We start from the raw sequence: 21,617 nt of genomic DNA on the forward strand, positions 1-21,617 counted from the left end.
ATGTCATGCACATGAAAATCTTCAGGAGACCGCGATGAAATTTTTTGTCGACACCGCCGATATCAAGGAAATCCGCGAGCTGAACGATCTGGGGCTGCTCGATGGCGTCACCACCAATCCCTCGCTGATCCTGAAATCGGGTGGCAAGATTGCCGAGGTGACCAAGCAGATCTGTGACATCGTCGAGGGCCCGGTCTCGGCCGAGGTCGTGGCGACCGAATACAAGCAGATGATGGCCGAGGCCGAGGTGCTGGCCAAGATCGCCCCCAATGTCTGCATCAAGGTGCCGCTGACGCTGGACGGGCTGAAGGCCTGCAAGACCATCCGCACCGAGATGAAGCGCATGGTCAACGTCACGCTCTGCTTCTCCGCCAACCAGGCGCTGCTCGCCGCCAAGGCCGGCGCCTCTTTCATCTCGCCCTTCGTCGGCCGCATCGACGACACCGGCTCGGACGGCATGGAGCTGATCCAGGAGATCCGGCAGATCTACGACAACTACGACTACCAGACCGAGATCCTGACCGCCTCGGTGCGCACCGTGAACCACGTCAAGCAGGCGGCGCTGATCGGCGCCGATGTCATCACCGCGCCGCCGGCGACGCTGAAGGCCCTGGTCAGCCATCCGCTGACCGACAAGGGCCTTGCCGCCTTCCTCGCCGACTGGGCCAAGACCGGCCAGAAGATCGGCTGATCTCGTCTCAACGATACGAAAAAAGGCCAGGCGACCGGCCTTTTTTTGTTGCAAACAGCAAAGTCGGAAACGCTCAGAGACCGTTTCGAAATTCGCTCTGGCGAGTCATATGGCGGTGGTTTCGAGAACCGGAGCGCAGCGGACATTCAGGTCAGAGCACCGGAAGCGCCGGCAGATGGCCGCCGGAGTAGAATTTCCAAACGGTCTCTCAGGCCTTCTTGCCGTGCTTGACCAGATCCTGCGCGACCGAGAGCCTGAGCAGGTCCGCCAGCTCGCGCGCGGCGCGGTTCTCGGCATCGATCTGCGCCCGGTAGGACGCATATTCCTGGCGCGGCCGGTCAAAGGACGACGGCACCGAGCGCTTGCCGGTGGCGATGACCGTGCCCGTGCTCGCATCGGTCAGCACATAGGACGAGGTCAGCGTCACCGTGCCCGCGGTCGGCTCGTCCTCGTCGGTCTGGATCTGCACAAGTGCTGCCGATTCGACCAGTTCGGTGACGCCGAGATCGAGGATGTAGGCCGGCGTTGCCGGCTCGCCGGCGCCCTGGCCGAAGCCGAAGATCAGATTGTTGCGCACCTGCTGCGCGTAGCGGGTCTTGACCGGCTTGACCGAGATCGACGCCAGTTCAGCGGCGGCGCCGACAGTGGAGCCGGCGGTGAGCGGCGCGTTCGAATAGAGCGGCCTGACAGTGCAGGCCGACACCAATGCCAGCGAGGCGACCAGGCCGTACAACGCGGTGCGGCCGAGCGAACGCGCCACACCAGTCTTTTCCCGATCAGGCAACGACATTGACGATCCTCTGCGGCACGATGATCACCTTGCGGGGCGCCTTACCTTCCAGCGCTTTCTGCACGAAGTCGAGGGCCAGCACCGCTTTTTCGACCGCACCTTGGTCCGCGTCGCGGGCAATTGTCAAATCCCCGCGCTTCTTGCCGTTGACCTGGACGGGAAGCACGATCTCGTTGTCGACGACCAGCGCCGGATCGTAGACCGGCCACGGCCGTTCGGCGACCAATTCTGTGCCGCCCAGCGTTTCCCAGCACTCCTCGGCCAGATGCGGCATGACCGGCGCGATCAGGTGCACCAGGATCTCCACCGCCTCGCGGCAGGCGCCTTTCAGCGCCGCGTCCGCCTTGCCTTCGGCCGCCTCGTTGAGCGGCGTGGTCAGGGCGTTGGCCAGCTCGTAGATGCGGGCGATGGCGCGGTTGAAGCCGAGCTTCTCGATATCCTCGCCGACCGCCTTGAGGATCTTGTGCGCGGCCTTGGAGACAGCGCCAGCCTCGCCCTCTCCCGCCGCCTCGGGCTTCACGCCGGTGAGCGATTCGGCCGCGATCGACACCAGGCGCCAGATGCGCTGGACGAAGCGATGCGCGCCGGCGGCGCCATCGTCGGTCCATTCGACGTCGCGCTCGGGCGGCGAATCCGACAGCATGAACCAGCGCGCGGTATCGGCGCCGTAGCCGTCGGTGATCTCTTCCGGGCTCACCGTGTTCTTCTTCGACTTCGACATCTTCTCCAGCGGGCCGATGACGGCCTCCTCGCCGGTGGCGATATCGACGGCGCGGCGCTTGCCGCCGTCGTCCTCGAGCCTGACCTCGCTCGGCGACAGCCAGCGTCCGTTGTTGGACGGGCCGCCGACCCGGTAGGTCTCGTGCACCACCATGCCTTGCGTGAACAGGCCCTTGAACGGTTCGGCGAGATCGAGGTGGCCGGTCTCGCGCATGGCACGGGTGAAGAAGCGCGAATAGAGCAAATGCAGGATCGCGTGCTCGATGCCGCCGATATACTGGTCGACCGCCAGCCATTCGTCGGCCGCCTTCGGCTCAGTCGGATCGTTGGCCCACGGCGCGGTGAAGCGCGCGAAATACCAGGACGAATCGACGAACGTGTCCATCGTGTCGGTCTCGCGCCGCGCCGGCTTGCCGCATTGCGGGCAATTGACGTGCCGCCAGGTCGGGTGGCGATCGAGCGGGTTGCCCGGCCGGTCGAACTCGATGTCGTCGGGCAGCTTGACCGGCAGGTCGGCCTTCGGCACCGGCACCACGCCGCAATCCTCGCAGTGGATCATCGGGATCGGGCAGCCCCAGTAGCGCTGGCGCGAAATGCCCCAGTCGCGCAGGCGGAAGTTCACCTTGCGCTCGGCCATCGGCCGGTTGCCGATCGTCTTCTTTTCCAGCAGCTTGGCCACCTCGTCGAAGGCCTTCTCCGGCTTCATGCCGTCGAGGAAGCGCGAATTGATCATCACGCCGTCGTCGACATAGGCCTCCTCGATGATCTGGAAGGTCTTGGCGTCGCCGCCTTCCGGCATCACCACCGGGATCACCGGCAGGCCGTATTTGTTGGCGAAGTCGAGGTCGCGCTGGTCGCCGGACGGGCAGCCGAAGATGGCGCCGGTGCCGTATTCCATCAGCACGAAATTGGCGACATAGACCGGCAGCGTCCAGTTCTCGTCGAACGGATGGACGACGCGGATGCCGGTGTCGAAGCCCTTCTTCTCGGCCGTCTCGAGCGCCGCCACCGAGGTGCCCATGTGGCGGACCTCGTCGATGAACTTGGCCAGCTCGACATTATCCTCGGCGGCCTTCTTGGCCAACGGATGGTCGGCGGCGACCGCCATGAACGAGGCGCCGAAAATGGTGTCCGGCCTGGTCGTGTAGACCTCCAGCTCATGCTCGCCGGCGACCGGCTTGGCCAGCGGCCAGCGGATCAGCAGCCCTTCCGAGCGGCCGATCCAGTTGTGCTGCATCAGCTTGACCTTCTCCGGCCATTCGTCGAGGCCTTCGAGCGAATCCAGCAGGTCCTGCGCGAAGTCGGTGATCTTGAAGAACCACTGCGTCAGTTCGCGCTGCTCGACCAGCGCGCCGGAGCGCCAGCCGCGACCGTCGATGACCTGCTCGTTGGCGAGCACGGTCATGTCCTCCGGGTCCCAGTTGACCTTGGAGGATTTGCGCGTCACCAGCCCCTTCTCGACGAAGTCGAGGAACAGCATCTGCTGGCGGTGGTAGTAGTCGACGTCGCAGGTGGCGAACTCGCGCGCCCAGTCGAGCGACAGGCCCATGACCTTGAGCTGCTCGCGCATGGTGGCGATGTTCTCATAGGTCCAGTCCTTGGGGTGGACCTTGTTCTGCATCGCCGCGTTCTCGGCCGGCATGCCGAAGGCGTCCCAGCCCATCGGGTGCAGCACGTTGAAACCCTTGGCGCGCTTGTAGCGCGCCACGACGTCGCCCATCGTGTAGTTGCGGGTGTGGCCGATATGGATGCGTCCCGACGGATAGGGGAACATCTCCAGCACGTAGTATTTCGGCTTCGGATCGGCGTTGTCGGCCTCGAACAGCTTCTTTTCGGCCCAGGCCTTCTGCCATTTGGGCTCTGACGCGCGCGGATTGTATCGTTCGGTTGCCATCGGATGTTTTTCACTTAAAAGCTGGCACGAACCGCGGGGCAATGCCCGGCGGCCCAGGAAAATGTCGTCGCGGTGTTCACCATGGATTGCCGGACCCGTCAACTGCGGCGAGCCGGCGAGGACCAAAACTACAGGCAGGATATGGGCATGACGAGCGCCGTCGAACAGCTTTTTGCCGTCAAGGCAAGGATTACCGCCGCCGAGCGCGAGGCCGGCCGCAACCAAGGCGCGGTCACGCTGGTGGCGGTGTCGAAGACCTTCGAGGCCGCATCGATCAGCCCGGTCATCGACGCCGGCCAGCGCGCCTTCGGGGAGAACCGCGTGCAGGAGGCGCAAGGCAAATGGCCGGCGCTGAAGCATCAATTTCCCGGCATCGAATTGCATCTGATCGGTCCGCTGCAGTCGAACAAGGCCAAGGAAGCGGTCGCGCTGTTCGACGTCATTGAGACCGTGGACCGCGAGAAGATCGCCGCCGAACTTGCCAAGGAGATCGCACGGCAGGGCCGGAAGCCAAAACTCTACGTTCAGGTCAACACCGGCTCGGAGCCGCAAAAGGCCGGCATCGAGCCGCGCGAGGCGGTCGCCTTCGTCAGGCGCTGCCAAGAGGTGCACGGCCTCGCCATCGAAGGCCTGATGTGCATCCCGCCGGCTGATGAGAACCCCGGCCCGCACTTCGCGCTGCTGGAGAAGCTCGGCAAGGAGGCAGGCGTCGCGAAGCTCTCGATGGGCATGTCCGGCGACTACGAGACGGCGATCGCCTTCGGCGCGACCGGCGTCCGGGTCGGCTCGGCGATCTTCGGCAGCCGATAGCTGGGCGATGAATCTTGCCGCAAAGGCTTGCCAGGCCTAGCGGTGGCTCCCCGACGGTTCTCTTGAGCCAGTTGCTCGCCGCGCTTGCTCCAGCGCTTGAAACGGAACGTGCCGTTCCTATTTGTTCAGCGTCATTCCCAATCCTCCCTGGAGCTCCCACCATGCGCTACAATCAACTCGGAAACACCGGGCTGTTCGTCTCCGAACTTTGCCTCGGCACCATGACCTTCGGCGCCGCCGGCGAGAACGCCCAATGGGGGCTGATCGCCAGCCTCGACCAGAAAGGCGTCAACGAGATCGTCGGCCGTTCGATTGCCGCCGGCGTCAACTTCTTCGACACGGCCGACGTCTATTCCTTCGGCGCCTCCGAAAGACTGCTCGGCCAGTCGCTCCGCGATCTCGGCGTCAAAAGGTCGGACGTCATCATCGCCACCAAGGTGCATGGCGTCATGGGCGAGGGCCCGAACCAGCGCGGCTCCTCCCGCGGCCACATCATGGATTCGGTCGAGGCCAGCCTCGAACGGCTGCAGCTCGATCACATCGACCTCTACCAGCTGCACGGCACCGACACGGTGAGCCCGATCGACGAGACGCTGCGGGCGCTCGACGATCTCGTGTCCAGTGGCAAGGTGCGTTACGTCGGCGTCTCCAACTGGCAGGCCTGGCGCATCGCCAAGGCGCTGGGCATTGCAGAGCGCAAGGGATTTGCCCGCTTCGAGACCGTGCAGTCCTACTATTCGATCGCCGGCCGCGACCTCGAACGCGAGATCGTGCCGCTGCTCAATGAGGAGAAGCTCGGCCTGATGGTCTGGTCACCGATGGCCGGCGGGCTGCTCTCCGGCAAATACGGTCCGGGCGCGCCCGGCAATGGGGAGGGCCGCCGCGCCTCCTTCAACTTCCCGCCGGTCAACGAGGATCGCGCCTGGGCGGCGGTCGCCGTCATGCGCGAGATCGCCAGGAAGCACGATGTCAGCGTTGCCACGGCGGCGCTCGGCTACGTGCTGGCCAAGCCCTTCGTGATGAGCGTCATCATCGGCGCCAGCCGCATGGACCAGCTCGAGCAGAACCTTGCCGCCACCGCGCTGAAGCTCGACGCCGAGGATCTCGCCAGGCTGGACGAGGTCAGCGCGCTGCCCTCCGAATATCCTGGCTGGATGCTGGACCGGCAGGGCGCGGGCCGGCGCCCGGCGCCGTTCGTGCCGAAGGCCTAGTTCGTCCGCTTCGTCTGAGCAGCCGCGCGTCCCTCGGGCGCGCGGCTTCCTCGTTCAGAGCCGCACCGTTTCGACCAGAAAATCGAGAAAGGCACGCACCCTGGCCGGCAGGTGCTTGCCCTGGCCGACATAGACGGCGTGGGTCATTTCCTCGTCGCCGGGATTGAAATCCTCGAGCAACGGCACCAGCCGGCCGGCGGCGATGTCGGGCTCGACATGCCAGCGCGCCAGCCGGGCGATGCCCGCGCCGGCAAGCGCCATCAGCCGCATCGCCTCGCCGTCGCTAACCTGGGCATTGCCCGTGATTGGGACCACGGTGGCACGGCCGGCCCTGTCGGCAAACGGCCAGCCGTCGATATGGCGCGCGAAGCGGAAGCCCATGCGGTTGTGGCGATCGAGATCGGCCGGCGCGCGCGGCGTGCCGCGCGCATCGAGGTAGGAAGGTGCCGCGACCACCACCACGCCGCTCTGCCCGAGCTTGCGTGCCACCAGCCGTGATTCGCCGAGCGGCCCGGCGCGGATGGCGACATCGGCGCGCTCCTCCATCAGGTCGATGACATGGTCGGTCAGGACGACGTCGACCGAGACTTCGGGATAGCGCTCTAGGAAGCTCGGCAAAAGCGGGATCAGCCGGTGCTGGCCGAACGGCACATAGGAGTTGATCCTGAGCAGGCCGCGCGGCGCGGCACCCGCTGCTGCCTCGCGCTCGGCCGCCGCCATGTCGGCCAGGATGCGCACGCCGCTGTCGTGGAAGGCGGCCCCTTCCGGCGTGAGCTGCAGCCTGCGCGTCGAACGGCTGACCAGGCGGGCGCCGAGCCGCGCCTCCAGCCGCGCGATCAGCTTGCTCACCGCCGACGGCGTCATGCGCAGCGCCCGCGCCGCAGCCGAAAAGCTGCCAGCCTCGACGACGCGTACAAACACCTCGATCTCGCCGGAGCGGTTTATCTCTGATCTCGCCATCTAAGAATCTATTTCACAACCGATGTGCCTCGGGCAAGTCTGGTTCACAGACGGCAGCAACACGATCTTCCGAGCCGGGACGCGGGGAAGTGCGTCCCGGCACCACCAACGGGAAGATCGCCATGCCTCTTGCTCTCTATGCCCTTGCCGCCGGCGCCTTTGGCATCGGCGTCACCGAATTCGTCATCATGGGCCTGCTGCTCGAGGTCAGCGGCGATCTTGGAGTCTCGATCTCGGCCGCCGGCCAGCTGATCTCCGGCTATGCGCTGGGCGTCGTTATCGGCGCGCCGCTGCTCACCATCGCCACCGGCCGCTGGCCGCGCAAGACCGTGCTCCTGGCGCTGATGGCGATCTTCACCCTTGGCAATCTGGCCTGCGCGCTCGCTCCCGATTACTGGACGCTCATGGGCGCCCGCGTGCTCACCGCCTTTGCCCACGGCACCTTCTTCGGCGTCGGCTCGGTCGTGGCAACCGGGCTGGTCGCGCCCAACAGGAAAGCCTCGGCGATCGCGCTGATGTTCACCGGGCTGACCGTCGCCAATATCCTCGGCGTTCCCTTCGGCACCTGGCTCGGCCAGGCCTTCGGCTGGCGCGCCACCTTCTGGGCGGTGACGCTGGTTGGCATCGCGGCCTTCGCGGTCATCTTGGCCCTGGTGCCGCGCGACCAGCCAGAGCCCCAGAAGAGCAATCTGCGCGCCGATCTCGCGGTGCTCGGCCGCGCACCCGTCCTGCTCGGCTTCGCCACCACCGTGCTTGGCTATGCCGGCGTCTTTGCCGTCTTCACCTACATCGCTCCGATGCTGACCGAAATCAGCGGCTTTCCGGAAGCGGCGGTGTCGCCGATCCTGCTGGTCTTCGGCGGCGGCCTCATCGCCGGCAACCTGGTCGGCGGCAAGGCCGCCGACCGCTGGCTGGTACCGTCCGTGCTTGGCAGCTTGATCGTGCTGGCGCTGGTACTTGGCCTGATGACGTTCGCCCTGCAGAGCCAGGTGCTGGCGGTCATGTTTGTCGGCCTGCTCGGCGCCGCTGCCTTCGCCACCGTGGCGCCGCTGCAGATGTGGGTGCTGGAAAAGGCCGAAGGCGCCGGGCAGAGCCTCGCCTCCTCCTTCAACATCGCCGCCTTCAACCTCGGCAATGCGGCCGGCGCCTGGCTGGGCGGCGCGGTCATCTCCCACGGTCCGGGCCTCGGCGCAGTGACCTGGGTTGCCGCCCTGCTGCCGCTTTCGGCACTCGGCGTCACGGCACTGGCGCTGCGCCTCGATCGCACCACGACATTAGGCGAGCCGGCATCCGCCCGCTCGTAACAACCCGACAACCCCTTCGACACCACAGGAGCAAAAAATGGACTATCGACGTCTTGGCGCCTCGGGCCTGAAGGTTCCGGCGCTCTCGTTCGGGGCCGGCACCTTTGGCGGCTCCGGCCCGCTGTTCGGCGCCTGGGGCAACAGCGATGCGCAGGAGGCGCGCCGGCTGGTCGACATCTGCCTCGAGGCCGGCGTCAACCTCTTCGACACCGCCGATGTCTATTCGAACGGCGCTTCGGAAGAGGTGCTGGGCGCGGCGATCAAGGGCCGCCGCGACGCCGTGCTGATCTCGACCAAGACATCGCTGCCGATGGGCGACGGGCCAGCCGACTACGGCTCCTCGCGCTCGCGTCTGATCAAGGCGGTGGAGGACGGGCTCAGGCGTCTCGGCACCGACTATATCGACCTCTTGCAATTGCACGCCTTCGATGCCGGCACGCCGATTGAGGAGGTGCTGTCGACGCTGGACGACCTCGTGCGCGCCGGCAAGCTGCGCTATGTCGGCGTCTCCAATTTTTCCGGTTGGCAGGTGATGAAGTCGCTCGGTCTGGCGGAGCAGCACGGCTATGCGCGCTACGCCGCGCATCAGGTCTACTATTCGCTTCTCGGCCGCGACTATGAATGGGAGCTGATGCCGCTCGGCCTCGACCAGGGCGTCGGGGCGCTGGTGTGGAGCCCGCTCGGCTGGGGCCGGCTGACCGGCAAGATCCGCCGCGGGCAGCCCCTGCCGGAAAGGAGCCGGCTGCACGACACGGCGAGCTTCGGCCCGCCGGTCGAGGACGAGCATCTCTACAAGGTTGTCGATGCGCTTGAGGCTGTCGCCGCCGAGACCGGCAGGACCGTGCCGCAGATCGCCATCAACTGGCTCCTGCAGCGGCCGACCGTCTCCTCCGTCATCATCGGCGCCCGCAACGAGGAGCAGTTGCGCCAGAACCTCGGCGCCGTCGGCTGGGCGTTGACGCTGGAGCAGATGAAGAAGCTCGACACGGCAAGCGAAGTCACAGCGCCTTACCCGTACTTCCCCTATCGCCGGCAGGAAGGTTTCGCCCGGCTCAATCCGCCGGCGGTGTGAGGGCTGGCGCCGCCTAGTCTCCCCCCTCGAGGGGGAGATGTCGCCAAAGGCGACAGAGGGGTCGCCGCGCGTGAAGCGCCGACTTGATCTTCACGATTCCGCAAGGGCGTCGCGCTCTATGTGAGACGACCGCCTCTGGCCGCTTTGCGGCCATCTCCCCCTCAAGGGGGGAGATTAGCCTCAATGCAGCACGAACTCTCCATCCACCTTGCGCCACTCGTTCGGCGCGATCAGCGTCTGGTGCGTGTAGGTCACCGAATGCAGCGGCCCGTCGAGCTTGGCCTTCCAGAACTCGATGAAGCGGATCAGCACCGGAAACTTCGGCGCGATGTCGTAGTCCTGCCAGATGTAGCTCTGCAAGAGATGCGGATGGTCGGGGAAATGATAGAGAATCTTGGCCGTGGTCAGCCCATACCCCTTGAGCATCAGATCGATTTCGGAATGATCATACATTGCAGCCCCCTGCGACGATCTCCTTTCCTCCCAATGTCGGATTCTGCGCTCAGTTGCTTAACTGTCTATTGATTTTTTCTGATCGTATCGGCCTTTTCCTTCGCCAAAACATGCAGTTAGCAGCGATGGGCGGAGAGTGCTGACAGGGCGGTGCGATGCCCCTGCGTCATCCCGCCGCGCGAATCCAACGTCTAATATTGCCGTCGGCGCGGAACTGTTAATAATGCGCCCGAATTCGCGGCCGCGTCGCCGCGTCGCCGCCGGCGCTTCAAGCCGGCGGAACAGTCCGGGAGGAAAGCGAAGAATGTCCGAGGTTCACGTCCATCGGGTGCAGCCGGCGTGGAAGAAGAACGCGCTGATCGACAACGATACCTATCTCAAATGGTACGCCGACAGCATCAAGAGCCCGGACAAGTTCTGGGGCAAGCACGGCAAGCGCATCGACTGGTTCAAGCCTTTCAGCAAGGTCAAGAACACCTCCTTCGACGGCAAGGTCTCGATCAAATGGTTCGAGGACGGCGAGACCAACGTGTCCTGGAACTGCATCGACCGCCACCTGAAGAAGCGCGGCGACCAGACCGCCATCATCTGGGAAGGCGACAATCCCTATGACGACAGGAAGGTCACCTACAACGAGCTCTACGTGCATGTCTGCCGCTTCGCCAATGTGCTGAAGAAGCACGGCGTCAAGAAGGGCGACCGCGTCACCATCTACATGCCGATGATCCCGGAAGCAGCCTATGCGATGCTGGCCTGCACGCGGATCGGCGCCATCCATTCGGTCGTCTTCGGCGGCTTCTCGCCGGACGCGCTGGCCGGCCGCATCGACGACTGCAAGTCGACCATCGTCATCACCGCTGACGAGGGCCTGCGCGGCGGCAAGCATGTGCCGTTGAAGGAAAACACCGACAAGGCGATCGAGATCGCCGCTAGGGCCGGCACCGCGGTCGACAAGGTGGTGGTGGTGCGCCGCACCGGCGGCAAGGTCGGCTGGGCGCCGGGGCGCGACGTCTGGTACCACGAGGAAGCCGCCACCGTTAAGGCCGACTGCAAGCCGGAGAGGATGAAGGCCGAGGATCCGCTGTTCATCCTCTACACCTCCGGCTCGACCGGCAAGCCGAAGGGCGTGTTGCACACCACCGCCGGCTATCTCGTCTACGCCTCGATGACGCACCAATATGTCTTCGACTACCACGACGGCGACATCTACTGGTGCACAGCCGATGTCGGCTGGGTCACCGGCCACAGCTACATCGTCTACGGCCCTCTCGCCAACGGCGCCACCACGCTGATGTTCGAGGGCGTGCCGAACTACCCCTCGCAGTCGCGCTTCTGGGAAGTCATCGACAAGCACAAGGTCAACATCTTCTACACCGCGCCGACGGCGCTGCGCGCGCTGATGGGCGCCGGCGACAGCCATGTGACGAAGACCTCGCGCAAGTCGTTGCGCGTGCTGGGCTCGGTCGGCGAGCCGATCAATCCGGAAGCCTGGGAGTGGTATTTCAACGTCGTCGGCAACGGCAAGGTGCCGATCGTCGACACCTGGTGGCAGACCGAGACCGGCGGCATCCTGATCACGCCGCTGCCCGGCGCGACCAACCTCAAGGCCGGCTCGGCGACGCGGCCCTTCTTCGGCGTCCAGCCGCAACTGGTCGACGGCGACGGCAAGGTGCTCGAGGGCGCCGCCGACGGCAATCTCTGCATCACCGATTCCTGGCCCGGCCAGATGCGCACCGTCTATGGCGACCACGACCGTTTCGTGCAGACCTATTTCTCGACCTACAAGGGCAAGTACTTCACCGGCGACGGCTGCCGCCGCGACGCCGACGGCTATTACTGGATCACCGGCCGCGTCGACGACGTCCTCAACGTCTCCGGCCACCGCATGGGCACCGCCGAGGTCGAATCGGCGCTGGTCAGCCATGACAAGGTCTCCGAGGCCGCGGTCGTCGGCTATCCGCACGATATCAAGGGCCAGGGCATCTACTGCTATGTCACGCTGATGGCCGGCGAGACGCCGAGCGACGGCCTGCGCAAGGAATTGGTCGACCATGTCCGCAAGGAGATCGGCGCCATCGCCACGCCCGACAAGCTCCAGTTCGCGCCGGGCCTGCCGAAGACCCGCTCGGGCAAGATCATGCGCCGCATCCTGCGCAAGATCGCCGAGGACGATTTCGGCGCGCTCGGCGACACCTCGACGCTGGCCGATCCGGCCGTCGTCGACGACCTCGTCGCCAACCGGCAGAACAAGAAGAGCTGATGGCCGACGCCGCGGCCCTGGGCACGGTCAGCCAGCTCTGGCGCTATCCGGCAAGCTCGCTCGCCGGTGAGCGCCAGGACGCGATCGAGGTCGGGAGCCGCACCGTCGCCGGCGACCGCCTGTTCGGCCTCGTCGATGCGACAAACGGTGAGATCGCACGCCCGGACCGCGAGGCGAAATGGCACAAGGTGCCGTTGATCCGCACCCGGCTGTCGAAGGCCCGCGAGCTGGAAGTCGCCGTCCCCGGCGGCGGCTGGCTGGCGGCGCCCGGGGCCGAAGGCGACCGCGCCGTGTCGGCCTTCCTCGGCTTCGAAGCCTCGATCCGGCCGTTCGGCCAGGAAAACGCCGCGCCCTCCTATGCCGGCCCGCTGACCGAGGCGCGCTACGCCAAGGCGCCGATCCATCTGCTGACCACCGCCTCGCTGGCGCGGCTGAAGGCGCTGCATCCGGAAGGGGCGGCCGACCCACGCCGCTTCCGCCCGAACATCGTCGTCGACATGGAACCGGTCGAGGGCTCGTTTCCCGAAACCGAATGGATCGGCCGCAAGCTGGCCGTCGGCGACCTGCTGCTGACCGTCTCGGAGCCGTGCCGGCGCTGCGGCTTCACCATCATCGCCCAGGACGGTTTCGACAGCGATCCCGGCATCCTGCGCAATCTGGTGCGCCACAACGCCCACAATCTCGGCGTCTACTGCACCGTCGACCGGCCGGCGCGGGTCGAGATCGGCGCGCCGATGCGCTTCGTCTGACCAAGGCGCCGCGCACCGTTTTCGTCTGCCCCTTGTCTTTTGCTGCAACGCACCCCATCATGAAGGTGTGTTCAACAGATCGAAAGGAGGTGATCCGATGTCGAGTGATTTCGTTTTCCAGAACGTGGCCTCAGCGGATTGCACTTTCGGGAAGCAGTCTTCCCGTTAAGGCGCGAGAAGCGCGGCAGGTGATGCGATGGCATCACCGCCAGAGACCGCGCCATGGACGGAAACACGGAAGGCCGCCGGCTTCGTCAAGAAGCGGCGGCCTTTTCCGTATATGGGAGTTGCGCAGGCTCGCCGGGGAACGCCTCAGCGATTGATTGTGAGCTTCTCGATATTCTTGGTGATCTTGCCGAAGGCTTCGGCCAGTTCCGGACCGTTCGCCGCCTCATAATAGTGCTTGAGCGACGACGTATCCGCCGTGGCGCAATCCTTGAGCAAGGTCTTTGCCTGGTTGCGCTCCGTCGTCGTCATCGACGGATCGTTGAGATCGAAGCCGATGGTGAAGATCTCGATGCCGTCGCGCTTCATGTTGGAGCAGATGCTTTCGGCGTTGCCGCGCGACATCTGGCCGGCGTCCTGTGCTTTGGGCGCGCCGCGTGCTCCGGCGAAAGCGGTGTTGAACTGGCCGTCCGTCATCAGGATGGCGATCTTGGCCACCTTCCTGCTGTCGAAATTGGCGGGACCGGCGCCGAGGCCGGCATCGGCGATGGCGGAGCGCCACGCCGGGGAGAGCATGTAGTAGCCCCACTGCGCGGCGATCCCGCCGGCCGTGACGCCCGCGGCGCTGAAATGATCGATGGCGGTGAGCAGCTTTCCTTCATCGGCCGTCAGCGGAACGAGGGCCGCCGAAGGGCATACTTTCATGCGGTAGTCGCGGTTGACCTTGCCCTGGTAGGTCTTGCCCTTGTTGTCGAGACGCAGCGTGTAGGGTCCGTCGGAGGAATAGTCGGCATAGCCGTCCTTGTCCTTGCGCTCGGTCGCGCATTTGTCCGGCGCCGACGTCGCCGAAGCCGAGACAGGCGCATCGATCGGCGGCGGAACCTTCGGGCCATTCGTCGTCTCGACGAACACGGTGCCGGCCAGGCCGCCTGTGTTGACGGCCTCGGCATAGGGGACGATCGATACGCGCACACGCGGATTGCTGGGGTCGCGGTTCTGGCCGAGCAGATCGCTGACGGCGTCCGAAGCGGCGGCCTGCAGGTCGCCGATCTTGTTGGTCTTGGCGCGCTTGTCGGGAGCCATCGAACCGGTGACGTCGAGCATCATCGCCACCTCGATTGTCTTGTCGGAATAGAGCGCCGTGGTGGAGACCGCGACGCGCTTGGTGTCGCCCATGCTAAACAGCGGGAAGTAGAAGGCGACATCGACATGCACGTCCGCCCGGACGGTCTTTGCGGTCTTGTCGACCGTCAGCCTGTCGAGGACGATCTGATCGGCCTCCAGGATGCCGGCCGCGCTGTTGGCGTCGAGAAACGCCTGCACCGACTTGTTCGCATCGGCTTCCTTGATGACGCCGGTGGTAAGATCCCGCGCCGTCGAGGTGACCGCTGCGTCGACCACGCCCTGCAGGCTCGATTGGGCATTGTAGAGCTGGGTGATGTTGACGCCGAAGCCGACGCCGAGCGCCAGCACCGACGCGGCAAAGCCGAACAGGATGGCGAAGTTTCCGCCGCGATCCCTGGCAAAGCCGCCCTGAACAAGACCTGCAAAACGCCGCATCTTCCGCCTCCATTCGCTATCGGCCTCGAAGCCGTCTGACGGATGCGGTGCAGGATTCCGGCCGGTTGGGCCGTCACGCCGGATGGAATCCGGCGTCTTCTGGTCAAGCTCTTGTTTTTGCTTGTGTTCGAAGCGGCACAAGGTGAACGGCCGGTAAACAAAAAGCCGCAGGCGTGCCGTCGTTTAGGAAGCGCTTACCATGAACGGCCTTCGCGCCGCCGAGCCGCGAAACGCGGTCCCAGTCCGGCACAGGCGCGCTGTGCCGAAGCGGATCATGGCGTTTGGGCGATCAGGCAGTCGCGGGGGACGACCAGGGTTGTTCATCGTTTCATGAAAACGCTGACCACCCTGTCTCTTGTTTTGACGCAATTCCTGATGGAAACAGTGTCAGACTTTTCCTGGAATTGCTCTACGCCAGCATGCGCGCGCTGGCCGTCCTGTCGAGACCGTGATGGGGCGGACTGAACAGATTGCGTTCCTGCTCATAGGTCCAGACCTTGAACAGGGTGAGCCGGTGTGGGCCGAAACTGTGCAGCAGCGGCACGTCGGTGGCGTCGCGGCCGCGCGCGATAACGATGCGACCGATCCTCGGAATGTTGTGGCGGGGATCGAACGCGTACCATTTGCCATCGAGGAAGACTTCGATCCAGGCCGAGAAATCCATCGGCGCCGGATCGACAGGCACGCCGATGTCGCCGAGATAACCGTTCACATAGCGGGCCGGGATGTTCATGGCGCGGCAGAGCGTGATCGCCAGATGCGCGAAGTCGCGGCAGACGCCGACGCGCTCCTCATGCGCCTGCGCCGCCGTGCGGGTGGCGCGCGCATAGCCGTAGCCGAACGACAGGCGGCTGTGGACATAATCGACGATCGCCTGCGCCCGTGCCCAGCCCGGCGGCAGGTTCCCGAACAGCTGCCAGGCGAGATCGCTGAGATGATCGGTCTCGCAGTAGCGGCTGCCGAGCAGATAGACCAGCGCGTCGTCGGGCAGTTCCGCCACCGGCGTTTCCCCGGCCAGCGTGTTGACCTCGTCCGGCTCGCCGCTGTCCTCGACGACCGCGTCGTAGAGGATGCGAAAGCCGCCAGCGGGCGCGGTGAAGCGACGACAGCTGTTGCCGTGGCGGTCGTGGTAGACCCTGGTCGGCACCGAAGGAGATGTCAGCACGCGCGTCTGCCGCTTGATGTCGGGCTGGCGCTCGCTGTGAATGTCGAGCAGTGAGATGATCGGCGTGGCTCCGGTGCATTCAATGGCGATTTCGTAGCCGAGCCGTATCAGCATCACGATTACCCCCTGCGGTCATTCTGGAAGACAGTCTTTCAAACGCGGCAGGCCTGCCATGGTTCCGCTTGGAACGCTTTCAGGAACAGTGCGTAGTGGTCTTCCGTACGGAATTGCGCAAAACAGATATTGGAGCGGTTTGCACCGCTCCGGCGTGTCAAAAGGCAGCCTTGCGCCTTTCCACGGGCCGGCCATGAGGCTACGGTCGATCGCAGCTTAGTCCCTCCCGAAAACGACCTCCAGGATTTTAGATGTTTGCAGGCAGAAAATTCGCGGCCTTCCTGTTCGATATGGACGGCACGGTGATCAATTCCATTGCCGCGGCCGAAAGGGTGTGGACTGACTGGGCTGAGCGCCAGGGCCTCGACGTGGCGGCCTTCCTACCGACGATCCACGGCAAGCGGGCTGTCGAGACCATCGCCGGACTGATGCTTCCGGGCATCGATCCGGTGCTCGAGGCCGACGCGTTGCTGAAAGCCGAAGCGGCCGATCTCGAAGGCATCGTGCCGATCGCCGGCGCGGTGGCGTTTCTGAGCTCGCTGCCGCCGGAGCGCTGGGCGATCGCCACCTCGGCGCCGCGCGAACTGGCGCTGCTGCGCATGGAAGCGGCCGGCATTCCGGTTCCCGCCGTGATCGTCGCGGCGGAGGATGTGACACGCGGCAAGCCGGCGCCCGATTGCTTCCGGCTGGCGGCCGAAAAGCTTGGCGTCGATGCGCGCGACTGCCTGATCTTCGAAGACGCGCCGGCCGGCATCGCGGCGGCGGAAGCGGCCGGTGCCACGGTGATGGTGATCAGCGCCACGCACACGCACCCGCTCGCGACACCGCACGTCAGCATCGCCTCCTATGACGCGCTCGGCGTCGCGACCGACGACGGCTGGATCGTCCTCGAACCACAGCGCGATGCAGCCTAGGATGCGTGAGATTCAGGTCAGGCCGGCCTCACCTGGATATTCTCTCAGAAATCGCTGGTGAGCCCCTTCACCTCCCAGTCGCCGTAGCGGCCGGGTTCCTTGCCGCCGCGGCCGCCGATTTCCTTGGGCAGCGCGGCTTCCTTTTCGCGATATTTCCGGCGCCTCGCCGCAGCCTCGGCCAGCGCGCGGCTGGCCGCCGGTGTCAGGGTCTTTTGCGGCGCGTCGCTCGCCGGCGCGGCATCGGCTTTGCTGGTCTGGTCGGTCATGCGATAGTCCCGGCGCATTGAAACAGGGGCAGGTGTCTCCCATCATATAGCCATGAACTCGCAAGGATCGACCCCTTTCGCCATCACGGACGGATCTAGACGATGAACACCCTTCGCACAGCCATGCTTCTTGCCGCGATGACGGCGCTGTTCATGGGCGTCGGCTTCCTGATCGGCGGCTCCGGCGGCATGGTGATCGCGCTGCTGATCGCCGCCGGCATGAATCTGTTCAGCTACTGGAACGCCGACAAGATGGTGCTGTCGATGAATCGCGCCGTCGAGGTCGATGCGAAGAACGCGCCCGAGTTCTACGCCATCGTCGAGGCGTTGGCCAAGCAGGCCGGCCTGCCGATGCCGAAGACCTATCTGATCGACAATCCGCAGCCGAACGCCTTCGCCACCGGCCGCAATCCCGAGAATGCCGCCGTGGCCGCCTCCACCGGGCTGCTGGAACAGCTCTCGCATGAGGAAGTGGCGGCGGTGATGGCGCACGAACTCGCCCATGTCCAGCACCGCGACACGCTGACCATGACCATCGTCGCGACGCTGGCCGGCGCCATCTCGATGCTCGGCAACTTCGCTTTCTTCTTCGGCGGCAACCGCGACAACAACAACCCGTTCGGCTTCGTCGGCGTGCTGGTGGCGATGCTGGTCGCGCCCTTCGCCGCCATGATCGTGCAGATGGCGGTGAGCCGCACCCGCGAATACGAGGCCGACCGGCGCGGTGCCGAAATCTGCGGAAATCCGCTTTGGCTGGCATCTGCCCTTGACAAGATCGCCCGCGGCGCCGAACGCATCCGCAACCCGGATGCCGAGCGCAATCCGGCAACGGCGCACCTCTTCATCATCAATCCCCTGCACGGCGAGCGCATGGACAGTCTGTTCTCCACCCATCCCAACACCGACAACCGCATCGCCGCCCTGCAGGAGATGGCGCGCGAGATGGGCGGCCGCGCAGCGCAGGCGCCACGCCAAGCGCCGACATCCGATCCGGTGGACGACGAGCGGACGCCAGGTCCATGGGACCAGGCCGTGCGGCCAGAGCAGCCGGCGCAACCCGCCAGGCCTCGGCCCAACCCATGGGGCCGCAACCCGACCGGGCCCAAGGGTCCGTGGTCGTGAGCGGCGCCAAACGCCGGCAGCGCACCCCAGGCGATCGTGACGACAGGACCGAGGCGGTTGCGGGCCTCGCCGCGCGCAAGGCGGCGGCGCGCTTGCTTGCCGCTGTCATCGACGCGCGCACGCCGCTCGACGGCCTGACCGACCACGAGAACGGCCACCCGCAATACCGGGCGCTCGACATGCGCGACCGGGCGCTGGTGCGCGCCATACTGGTCACCGCGCTGCGCCACCGGATGACGATCGCCGGGCTGCTTTCCCGCCGGCTGGAAAAGCCGCTGCCGCAGAACGCCACCGCGCTGTCGCACATATTGCATGTGGCGGCGGCGCAGATCCTGTTCCTCGACATTCCCGACAGCGCCGCCGTCGACCTTGCCGTCACCCACGCCAAGTCCGATCCGCGCACGCTGCGCTTTTCCGGCCTCGTCAACGGCGTGCTGCGCACGCTGGCGCGGGCCAAGGAGGCCGAACTCGCTGCCGCGCTGGCCGCCACCGAGGAGGCGCCGGACTGGTTTTCCGGTCGGCTGAGGGCGGCCTACGGCGCGGACAAAGCGAAAGCAATCCTTGCCGCGCATCGCCACGAGGCGCCGGTCGATTTCTCGGTCAAGTCCGATCCTGCGGTCTGGGCCGAGCGGCTCGGCGGCATCGTCCTGCCGACCGGCACGGTGCGGGTGGAAAGGCTCAGTGCCTCCGTCCCCGAACTGCCCGGTTTCGCCGAAGGCGCCTGGTGGGTGCAGGACGCCGCCGCCGGCCTTCCCGCCCGCCTGTTCGGCGACATCAATGGCCTGCGCGTCGCCGACCTCTGCGCTGCCCCCGGCGGCAAGACGGCGCAGCTCATCCTTGCCGGCGCGCGCGTGACCGCCGTCGACACTTCGAAGAACCGGCTGACGCGGCTGGCGCAAAATCTCGAACGCCTCGGCCTGGCCGCCGAGCTCGTGCAGACCGACCTGCTCGACTACCGGCCGGCGGAGCCGTTCGACGCCGTTCTTCTCGACGCCCCCTGCTCCTCGACCGGCACGGTCAGGCGGCATCCCGACGTGCCGTGGACCAAGACCATGGCCGATGTCGAAAAGCTCGCCGCGCTGCAGCGCAAGCTGCTCGACCGCGCCGTCGGCCTGGTCAGGCCCGGCGGGCGCATCGTCTTCTCCAACTGTTCGCTCGACCCGCTCGAAGGCGAAGAGCTTTACCGCGCTTTCCTCGCCGATACCGCCGATGTCGCCGACGATCCCATCCACCCCGGCGAGATCGCCGGCATCGATCCGTTCCTGACGCCGCACGGCACGCTGCGCACCACACCAGCCGATCTACCGCACGAATCGCCCGGACTGTCCGGTTTGGACGGCTTCTTCGCCGCCCGTATGCGGCGAGTGGCCTAGCGCCAAAGGCGGGCTGAGATTCAGGTCAGGGCGGGACGAAAATGGTGGCTTCCGAGAACCGGAGCGGAGCGTGCTTGAAGTAAGCGAGCACCGGCAGGAAGCCGCCATTTGCAGGCCGGCCTCACCTGAATATCGGTCCGCCTTTAGAGCATGTCGTCTAGCGACCAATGCTGCCCCCACCGGGCATCGATCTCGTCATCGACGTTCTGATAGCGGATATCGGTGGAGAGCCGGATCCGCCCGGTCAAGCTTTGGTTGGTCGTCGAGGCATGGATCATGTAGGGCGAGTGAAGAACGACATCACCCGCCTCGTAGTCCGCCATCAGCCAGCGCGTATCGAACCGTTCCGCCATATCGGGCAGGTCCTTCGACACCCAGCCGCCCTCGCCCATATTGCGATTGTAGGCGCTGATGCGCTCCTCGGCGCTGAGCCCGGCATTGTCCTTCATGAACTGCGCCTCCATGGCGGCGCCGACGACGTGCGAGCCTTCGAGATAGACGAGCCCGCCCATGTCGACCGGGATGTCGCCAATCGGGATCCAGGCGGTGACGACGCGGCTGCTGCCGCCACGCAGATAGACGAGGTCGTAATGCGCCGGCGTGGCGACGGACGTGCCGGGCTGGGTGAAGCGCATGATCTTGCGCTTGTGGAGATAGGACACCCCACCCACGAACGCATCCATGAGGCGCGCCATCAGCGGCTGCGCGCAAAACCCCTCATAGGCGGTCGAGCGGACCAGAGACATCAGACGGCGATCGGCGAGCTGGCGGTCGAACGCGCCGACGGCCGCGATGCCGAGCGAAGGGTCGTGCCCGGGTATCAGCAGACCGCTCTCGGCCAGATGCGACAGCACCCAGCCGCGGAAATCGATCACATCGCCGCGCGGCAGCAAGCCCTTCAGCCAGACATAACCTTGCCTGCCGAAGAGTTCGCGGATGGCCTCGATCCCGGCGCAAGCATCGGTGGGCATCAGATACCCCAACCGGTTCGGAGCCGTCGACAGCGCCTTGCCGTTGGCCGTGAGCGCAACCGGTAAGACGATGCCGGCCGATCTTGACATTTCAATCATCCTCGACGGTTATCAGCTCCCGTGTATGTGCCTTGAACGTGGCATTGCGGCCATGGACGGAACAGCAGAGCTGGACTTTTCGCTCATGCTCGATCGACATTTTGCGCTGTACAGATCGCCGCCGGTGGCCGCGGGCGGCCTGTCGGTGACCGGGGTCGGCCGCCATCGCGTCACGCAGGCAATCACCAGGCGCAGCCTGCCCGATTTTGCCCTGGTGCTGGTGGAGGAAGGGCGCGGCTGGCTTGAAACCAGGGCCGGCGGCAAGCAGGCGATCGAGGCGCCGTCCCTGTTCTGGCTGTTCCCAGGCAGGACGCATTCCTATGGGCCGGACGGATCGGGATGGCTTGAGCGCTGGGCGCTCTTCGAAGGCGCCCTGACCCGCGATTTCACGCGGCAGCGGCTGATGATCGAGGCGGCGCCGGTGGTCCCCTTGCGGGATCTTGGCGAGATGCAGCGCCTGTTTGACAGGCTGCATGCCGAACTGTCGCAGGATAGCGTGCTCAGCCGGTCGGAAGCCGCCGCGACCATGCACCAGATCGTCGTGCGGGCCGCCCGGCAAGCGGCGGGCTGGAGCGGCCGGGAGCCAGATCGCCAGGGCGCGGCCGACTTCCAGCATGTGATCGACGAATTGCGCAATCGCGCGGTCGGGCAAATCGACCTCGACGCCTTCGCCGCGGAATTCGGCGTCTCGCCGGCGACGCTGCGCCGCAAGGCCGCGCGGCTCACCGGCATGTCGCCCAAGGCATTTCAACTGCGCATCCGGCTCGATCTTGCCAAGCAAATGCTGGCCGCCTCGGATTCACCCATCGAATCAATCGCAGCCGCGGTTGGTTTCCACGACGCGTTTTATTTTTCCCGGCTGTTCCGGGATCGCGAAAATTGCTCCCCAAGCGAGTTCCGCGGCCGCCACAGGCGGAAGTGAGCGCCGAGAAACGACGCGTCAATCGACGAGAT

General features: G+C 65.7%; 19 protein-coding genes. 11 read left to right on the forward strand and 8 right to left on the reverse strand.

Features of this window, described 5'->3' with window-relative positions; all coding sequences use genetic code 11:
* Window positions 1–34: 34 nt before the first annotated feature.
* Window positions 35–691, forward strand: coding sequence for a fructose-6-phosphate aldolase (gene fsa / locus PU724_RS17290; protein ID WP_127283048.1), 657 nt, complete (start codon window positions 35–37; stop codon window positions 689–691).
* A gap of 208 nt (window positions 692–899) precedes the next feature.
* Here the strand turns inward: fsa and PU724_RS17295 are convergent, their stop codons facing one another.
* Together PU724_RS17295 and leuS are read right to left on the reverse strand one after the other, a co-directional pair.
* The gene (locus PU724_RS17295; protein WP_354423090.1) at window positions 900–1,481 is read right to left on the reverse strand and encodes an LPS assembly lipoprotein LptE; all 582 of its coding nucleotides are present in this window, start codon (window positions 1,479–1,481) and stop codon (window positions 900–902) included.
* The gene (gene leuS / locus PU724_RS17300; protein WP_354423092.1) at window positions 1,468–4,095 is read right to left on the reverse strand and encodes a leucine--tRNA ligase; all 2,628 of its coding nucleotides are present in this window, start codon (window positions 4,093–4,095) and stop codon (window positions 1,468–1,470) included. Before leuS ends, PU724_RS17295 begins: the two co-directional genes overlap by 14 nt.
* A gap of 147 nt (window positions 4,096–4,242) precedes the next feature.
* On the opposite strand from leuS, the gene PU724_RS17305 reads away from it, so the two are divergent.
* Together PU724_RS17305 and PU724_RS17310 are read left to right on the forward strand one after the other, a co-directional pair.
* On the forward strand, window positions 4,243–4,905 hold the full coding sequence (locus PU724_RS17305) for a YggS family pyridoxal phosphate-dependent enzyme (protein ID WP_127283045.1): 663 nt from the start codon (window positions 4,243–4,245) through the stop codon (window positions 4,903–4,905).
* Window positions 4,906–5,066: 161 nt separating this feature from the next.
* A complete protein-coding gene (locus tag PU724_RS17310; protein WP_354423094.1) occupies window positions 5,067–6,116 on the forward strand; it encodes an aldo/keto reductase in 1,050 nt (349 codons plus the stop codon).
* 54 nt (window positions 6,117–6,170) lie between these two features.
* Here PU724_RS17310 and PU724_RS17315 read toward each other — a convergent pair whose 3' ends face one another.
* The gene (locus PU724_RS17315; RefSeq protein ID WP_128271862.1) at window positions 6,171–7,076 is read right to left on the reverse strand and encodes a LysR family transcriptional regulator; all 906 of its coding nucleotides are present in this window, start codon (window positions 7,074–7,076) and stop codon (window positions 6,171–6,173) included.
* 122 nt (window positions 7,077–7,198) lie between these two features.
* On the opposite strand from PU724_RS17315, the gene PU724_RS17320 reads away from it, so the two are divergent.
* Together PU724_RS17320 and PU724_RS17325 are read left to right on the forward strand one after the other, a co-directional pair.
* The gene (locus tag PU724_RS17320; protein ID WP_354423096.1) at window positions 7,199–8,380 is read left to right on the forward strand and encodes an MFS transporter; all 1,182 of its coding nucleotides are present in this window, start codon (window positions 7,199–7,201) and stop codon (window positions 8,378–8,380) included.
* A 37-nt stretch (window positions 8,381–8,417) separates the two neighbouring features.
* Complete coding sequence (locus PU724_RS17325; RefSeq protein ID WP_128271864.1) at window positions 8,418–9,452, forward strand: aldo/keto reductase; 1,035 nt, start codon at window positions 8,418–8,420, stop codon at window positions 9,450–9,452.
* Window positions 9,453–9,632: 180 nt separating this feature from the next.
* On the opposite strand, the gene PU724_RS17330 is transcribed toward PU724_RS17325, so the two are convergent.
* On the reverse strand, window positions 9,633–9,905 hold the full coding sequence (locus tag PU724_RS17330) for an usg protein (RefSeq protein ID WP_127283041.1): 273 nt from the start codon (window positions 9,903–9,905) through the stop codon (window positions 9,633–9,635).
* Between the two features lie 304 nt (window positions 9,906–10,209).
* Between PU724_RS17330 and acs the strand changes: the two genes are divergently transcribed.
* Together acs and PU724_RS17340 are read left to right on the forward strand one after the other, a co-directional pair.
* On the forward strand, window positions 10,210–12,165 hold the full coding sequence (acs, locus tag PU724_RS17335) for an acetate--CoA ligase (protein ID WP_127283040.1): 1,956 nt from the start codon (window positions 10,210–10,212) through the stop codon (window positions 12,163–12,165).
* A complete protein-coding gene (locus tag PU724_RS17340) occupies window positions 12,165–12,914 on the forward strand; it encodes an MOSC domain-containing protein (RefSeq protein ID WP_354423099.1) in 750 nt (249 codons plus the stop codon). Before acs ends, PU724_RS17340 begins: the two co-directional genes overlap by 1 nt.
* A 312-nt stretch (window positions 12,915–13,226) precedes the next feature.
* Here PU724_RS17340 and PU724_RS17345 read toward each other — a convergent pair whose 3' ends face one another.
* Both PU724_RS17345 and PU724_RS17350 read right to left on the reverse strand, forming a co-directional pair.
* A complete protein-coding gene (locus tag PU724_RS17345; protein ID WP_354423101.1) occupies window positions 13,227–14,639 on the reverse strand; it encodes a pilus assembly protein TadG-related protein in 1,413 nt (470 codons plus the stop codon).
* A 409-nt stretch (window positions 14,640–15,048) separates the two neighbouring features.
* Window positions 15,049–15,918, reverse strand: coding sequence for a transglutaminase-like domain-containing protein (locus PU724_RS17350; RefSeq protein WP_127310069.1), 870 nt, complete (start codon window positions 15,916–15,918; stop codon window positions 15,049–15,051).
* Between the two features lie 251 nt (window positions 15,919–16,169).
* On the opposite strand from PU724_RS17350, the gene PU724_RS17355 reads away from it, so the two are divergent.
* The gene (locus PU724_RS17355; protein ID WP_354423102.1) at window positions 16,170–16,832 is read left to right on the forward strand and encodes an HAD-IA family hydrolase; all 663 of its coding nucleotides are present in this window, start codon (window positions 16,170–16,172) and stop codon (window positions 16,830–16,832) included.
* 44 nt (window positions 16,833–16,876) lie between these two features.
* Here the strand turns inward: PU724_RS17355 and PU724_RS17360 are convergent, their stop codons facing one another.
* Entirely contained in the window at window positions 16,877–17,098 is a 222-nt protein-coding gene (locus PU724_RS17360) for a DUF1674 domain-containing protein (protein WP_354423104.1), read from the reverse strand.
* A gap of 102 nt (window positions 17,099–17,200) precedes the next feature.
* Between PU724_RS17360 and htpX the strand changes: the two genes are divergently transcribed.
* Together htpX and PU724_RS17370 are read left to right on the forward strand one after the other, a co-directional pair.
* On the forward strand, window positions 17,201–18,220 hold the full coding sequence (gene htpX / locus PU724_RS17365; protein WP_354423106.1) for a zinc metalloprotease HtpX: 1,020 nt from the start codon (window positions 17,201–17,203) through the stop codon (window positions 18,218–18,220).
* Window positions 18,211–19,593: an RsmB/NOP family class I SAM-dependent RNA methyltransferase gene (locus tag PU724_RS17370; RefSeq protein ID WP_354423108.1), complete on the forward strand. Its 1,383-nt coding sequence runs from the start codon at window positions 18,211–18,213 to the stop codon at window positions 19,591–19,593. The genes htpX and PU724_RS17370 overlap by 10 nt, the downstream gene beginning before the upstream one ends.
* A gap of 143 nt (window positions 19,594–19,736) precedes the next feature.
* Here the strand turns inward: PU724_RS17370 and PU724_RS17375 are convergent, their stop codons facing one another.
* Entirely contained in the window at window positions 19,737–20,654 is a 918-nt protein-coding gene (locus tag PU724_RS17375; RefSeq protein ID WP_354423110.1) for a phytanoyl-CoA dioxygenase family protein, read from the reverse strand.
* A gap of 94 nt (window positions 20,655–20,748) precedes the next feature.
* On the opposite strand from PU724_RS17375, the gene PU724_RS17380 reads away from it, so the two are divergent.
* Window positions 20,749–21,585, forward strand: a complete 837-nt coding sequence (locus PU724_RS17380; RefSeq protein WP_354423332.1) for a helix-turn-helix transcriptional regulator — start codon at window positions 20,749–20,751, stop codon at window positions 21,583–21,585.
* Window positions 21,586–21,617: the final 32 nt, after the last annotated feature.

Origin of the sequence: Mesorhizobium abyssinicae, from assembly GCF_049887195.1 — a bacterium.
Classification (GTDB): domain Bacteria; phylum Pseudomonadota; class Alphaproteobacteria; order Rhizobiales; family Rhizobiaceae; genus Mesorhizobium; species Mesorhizobium abyssinicae.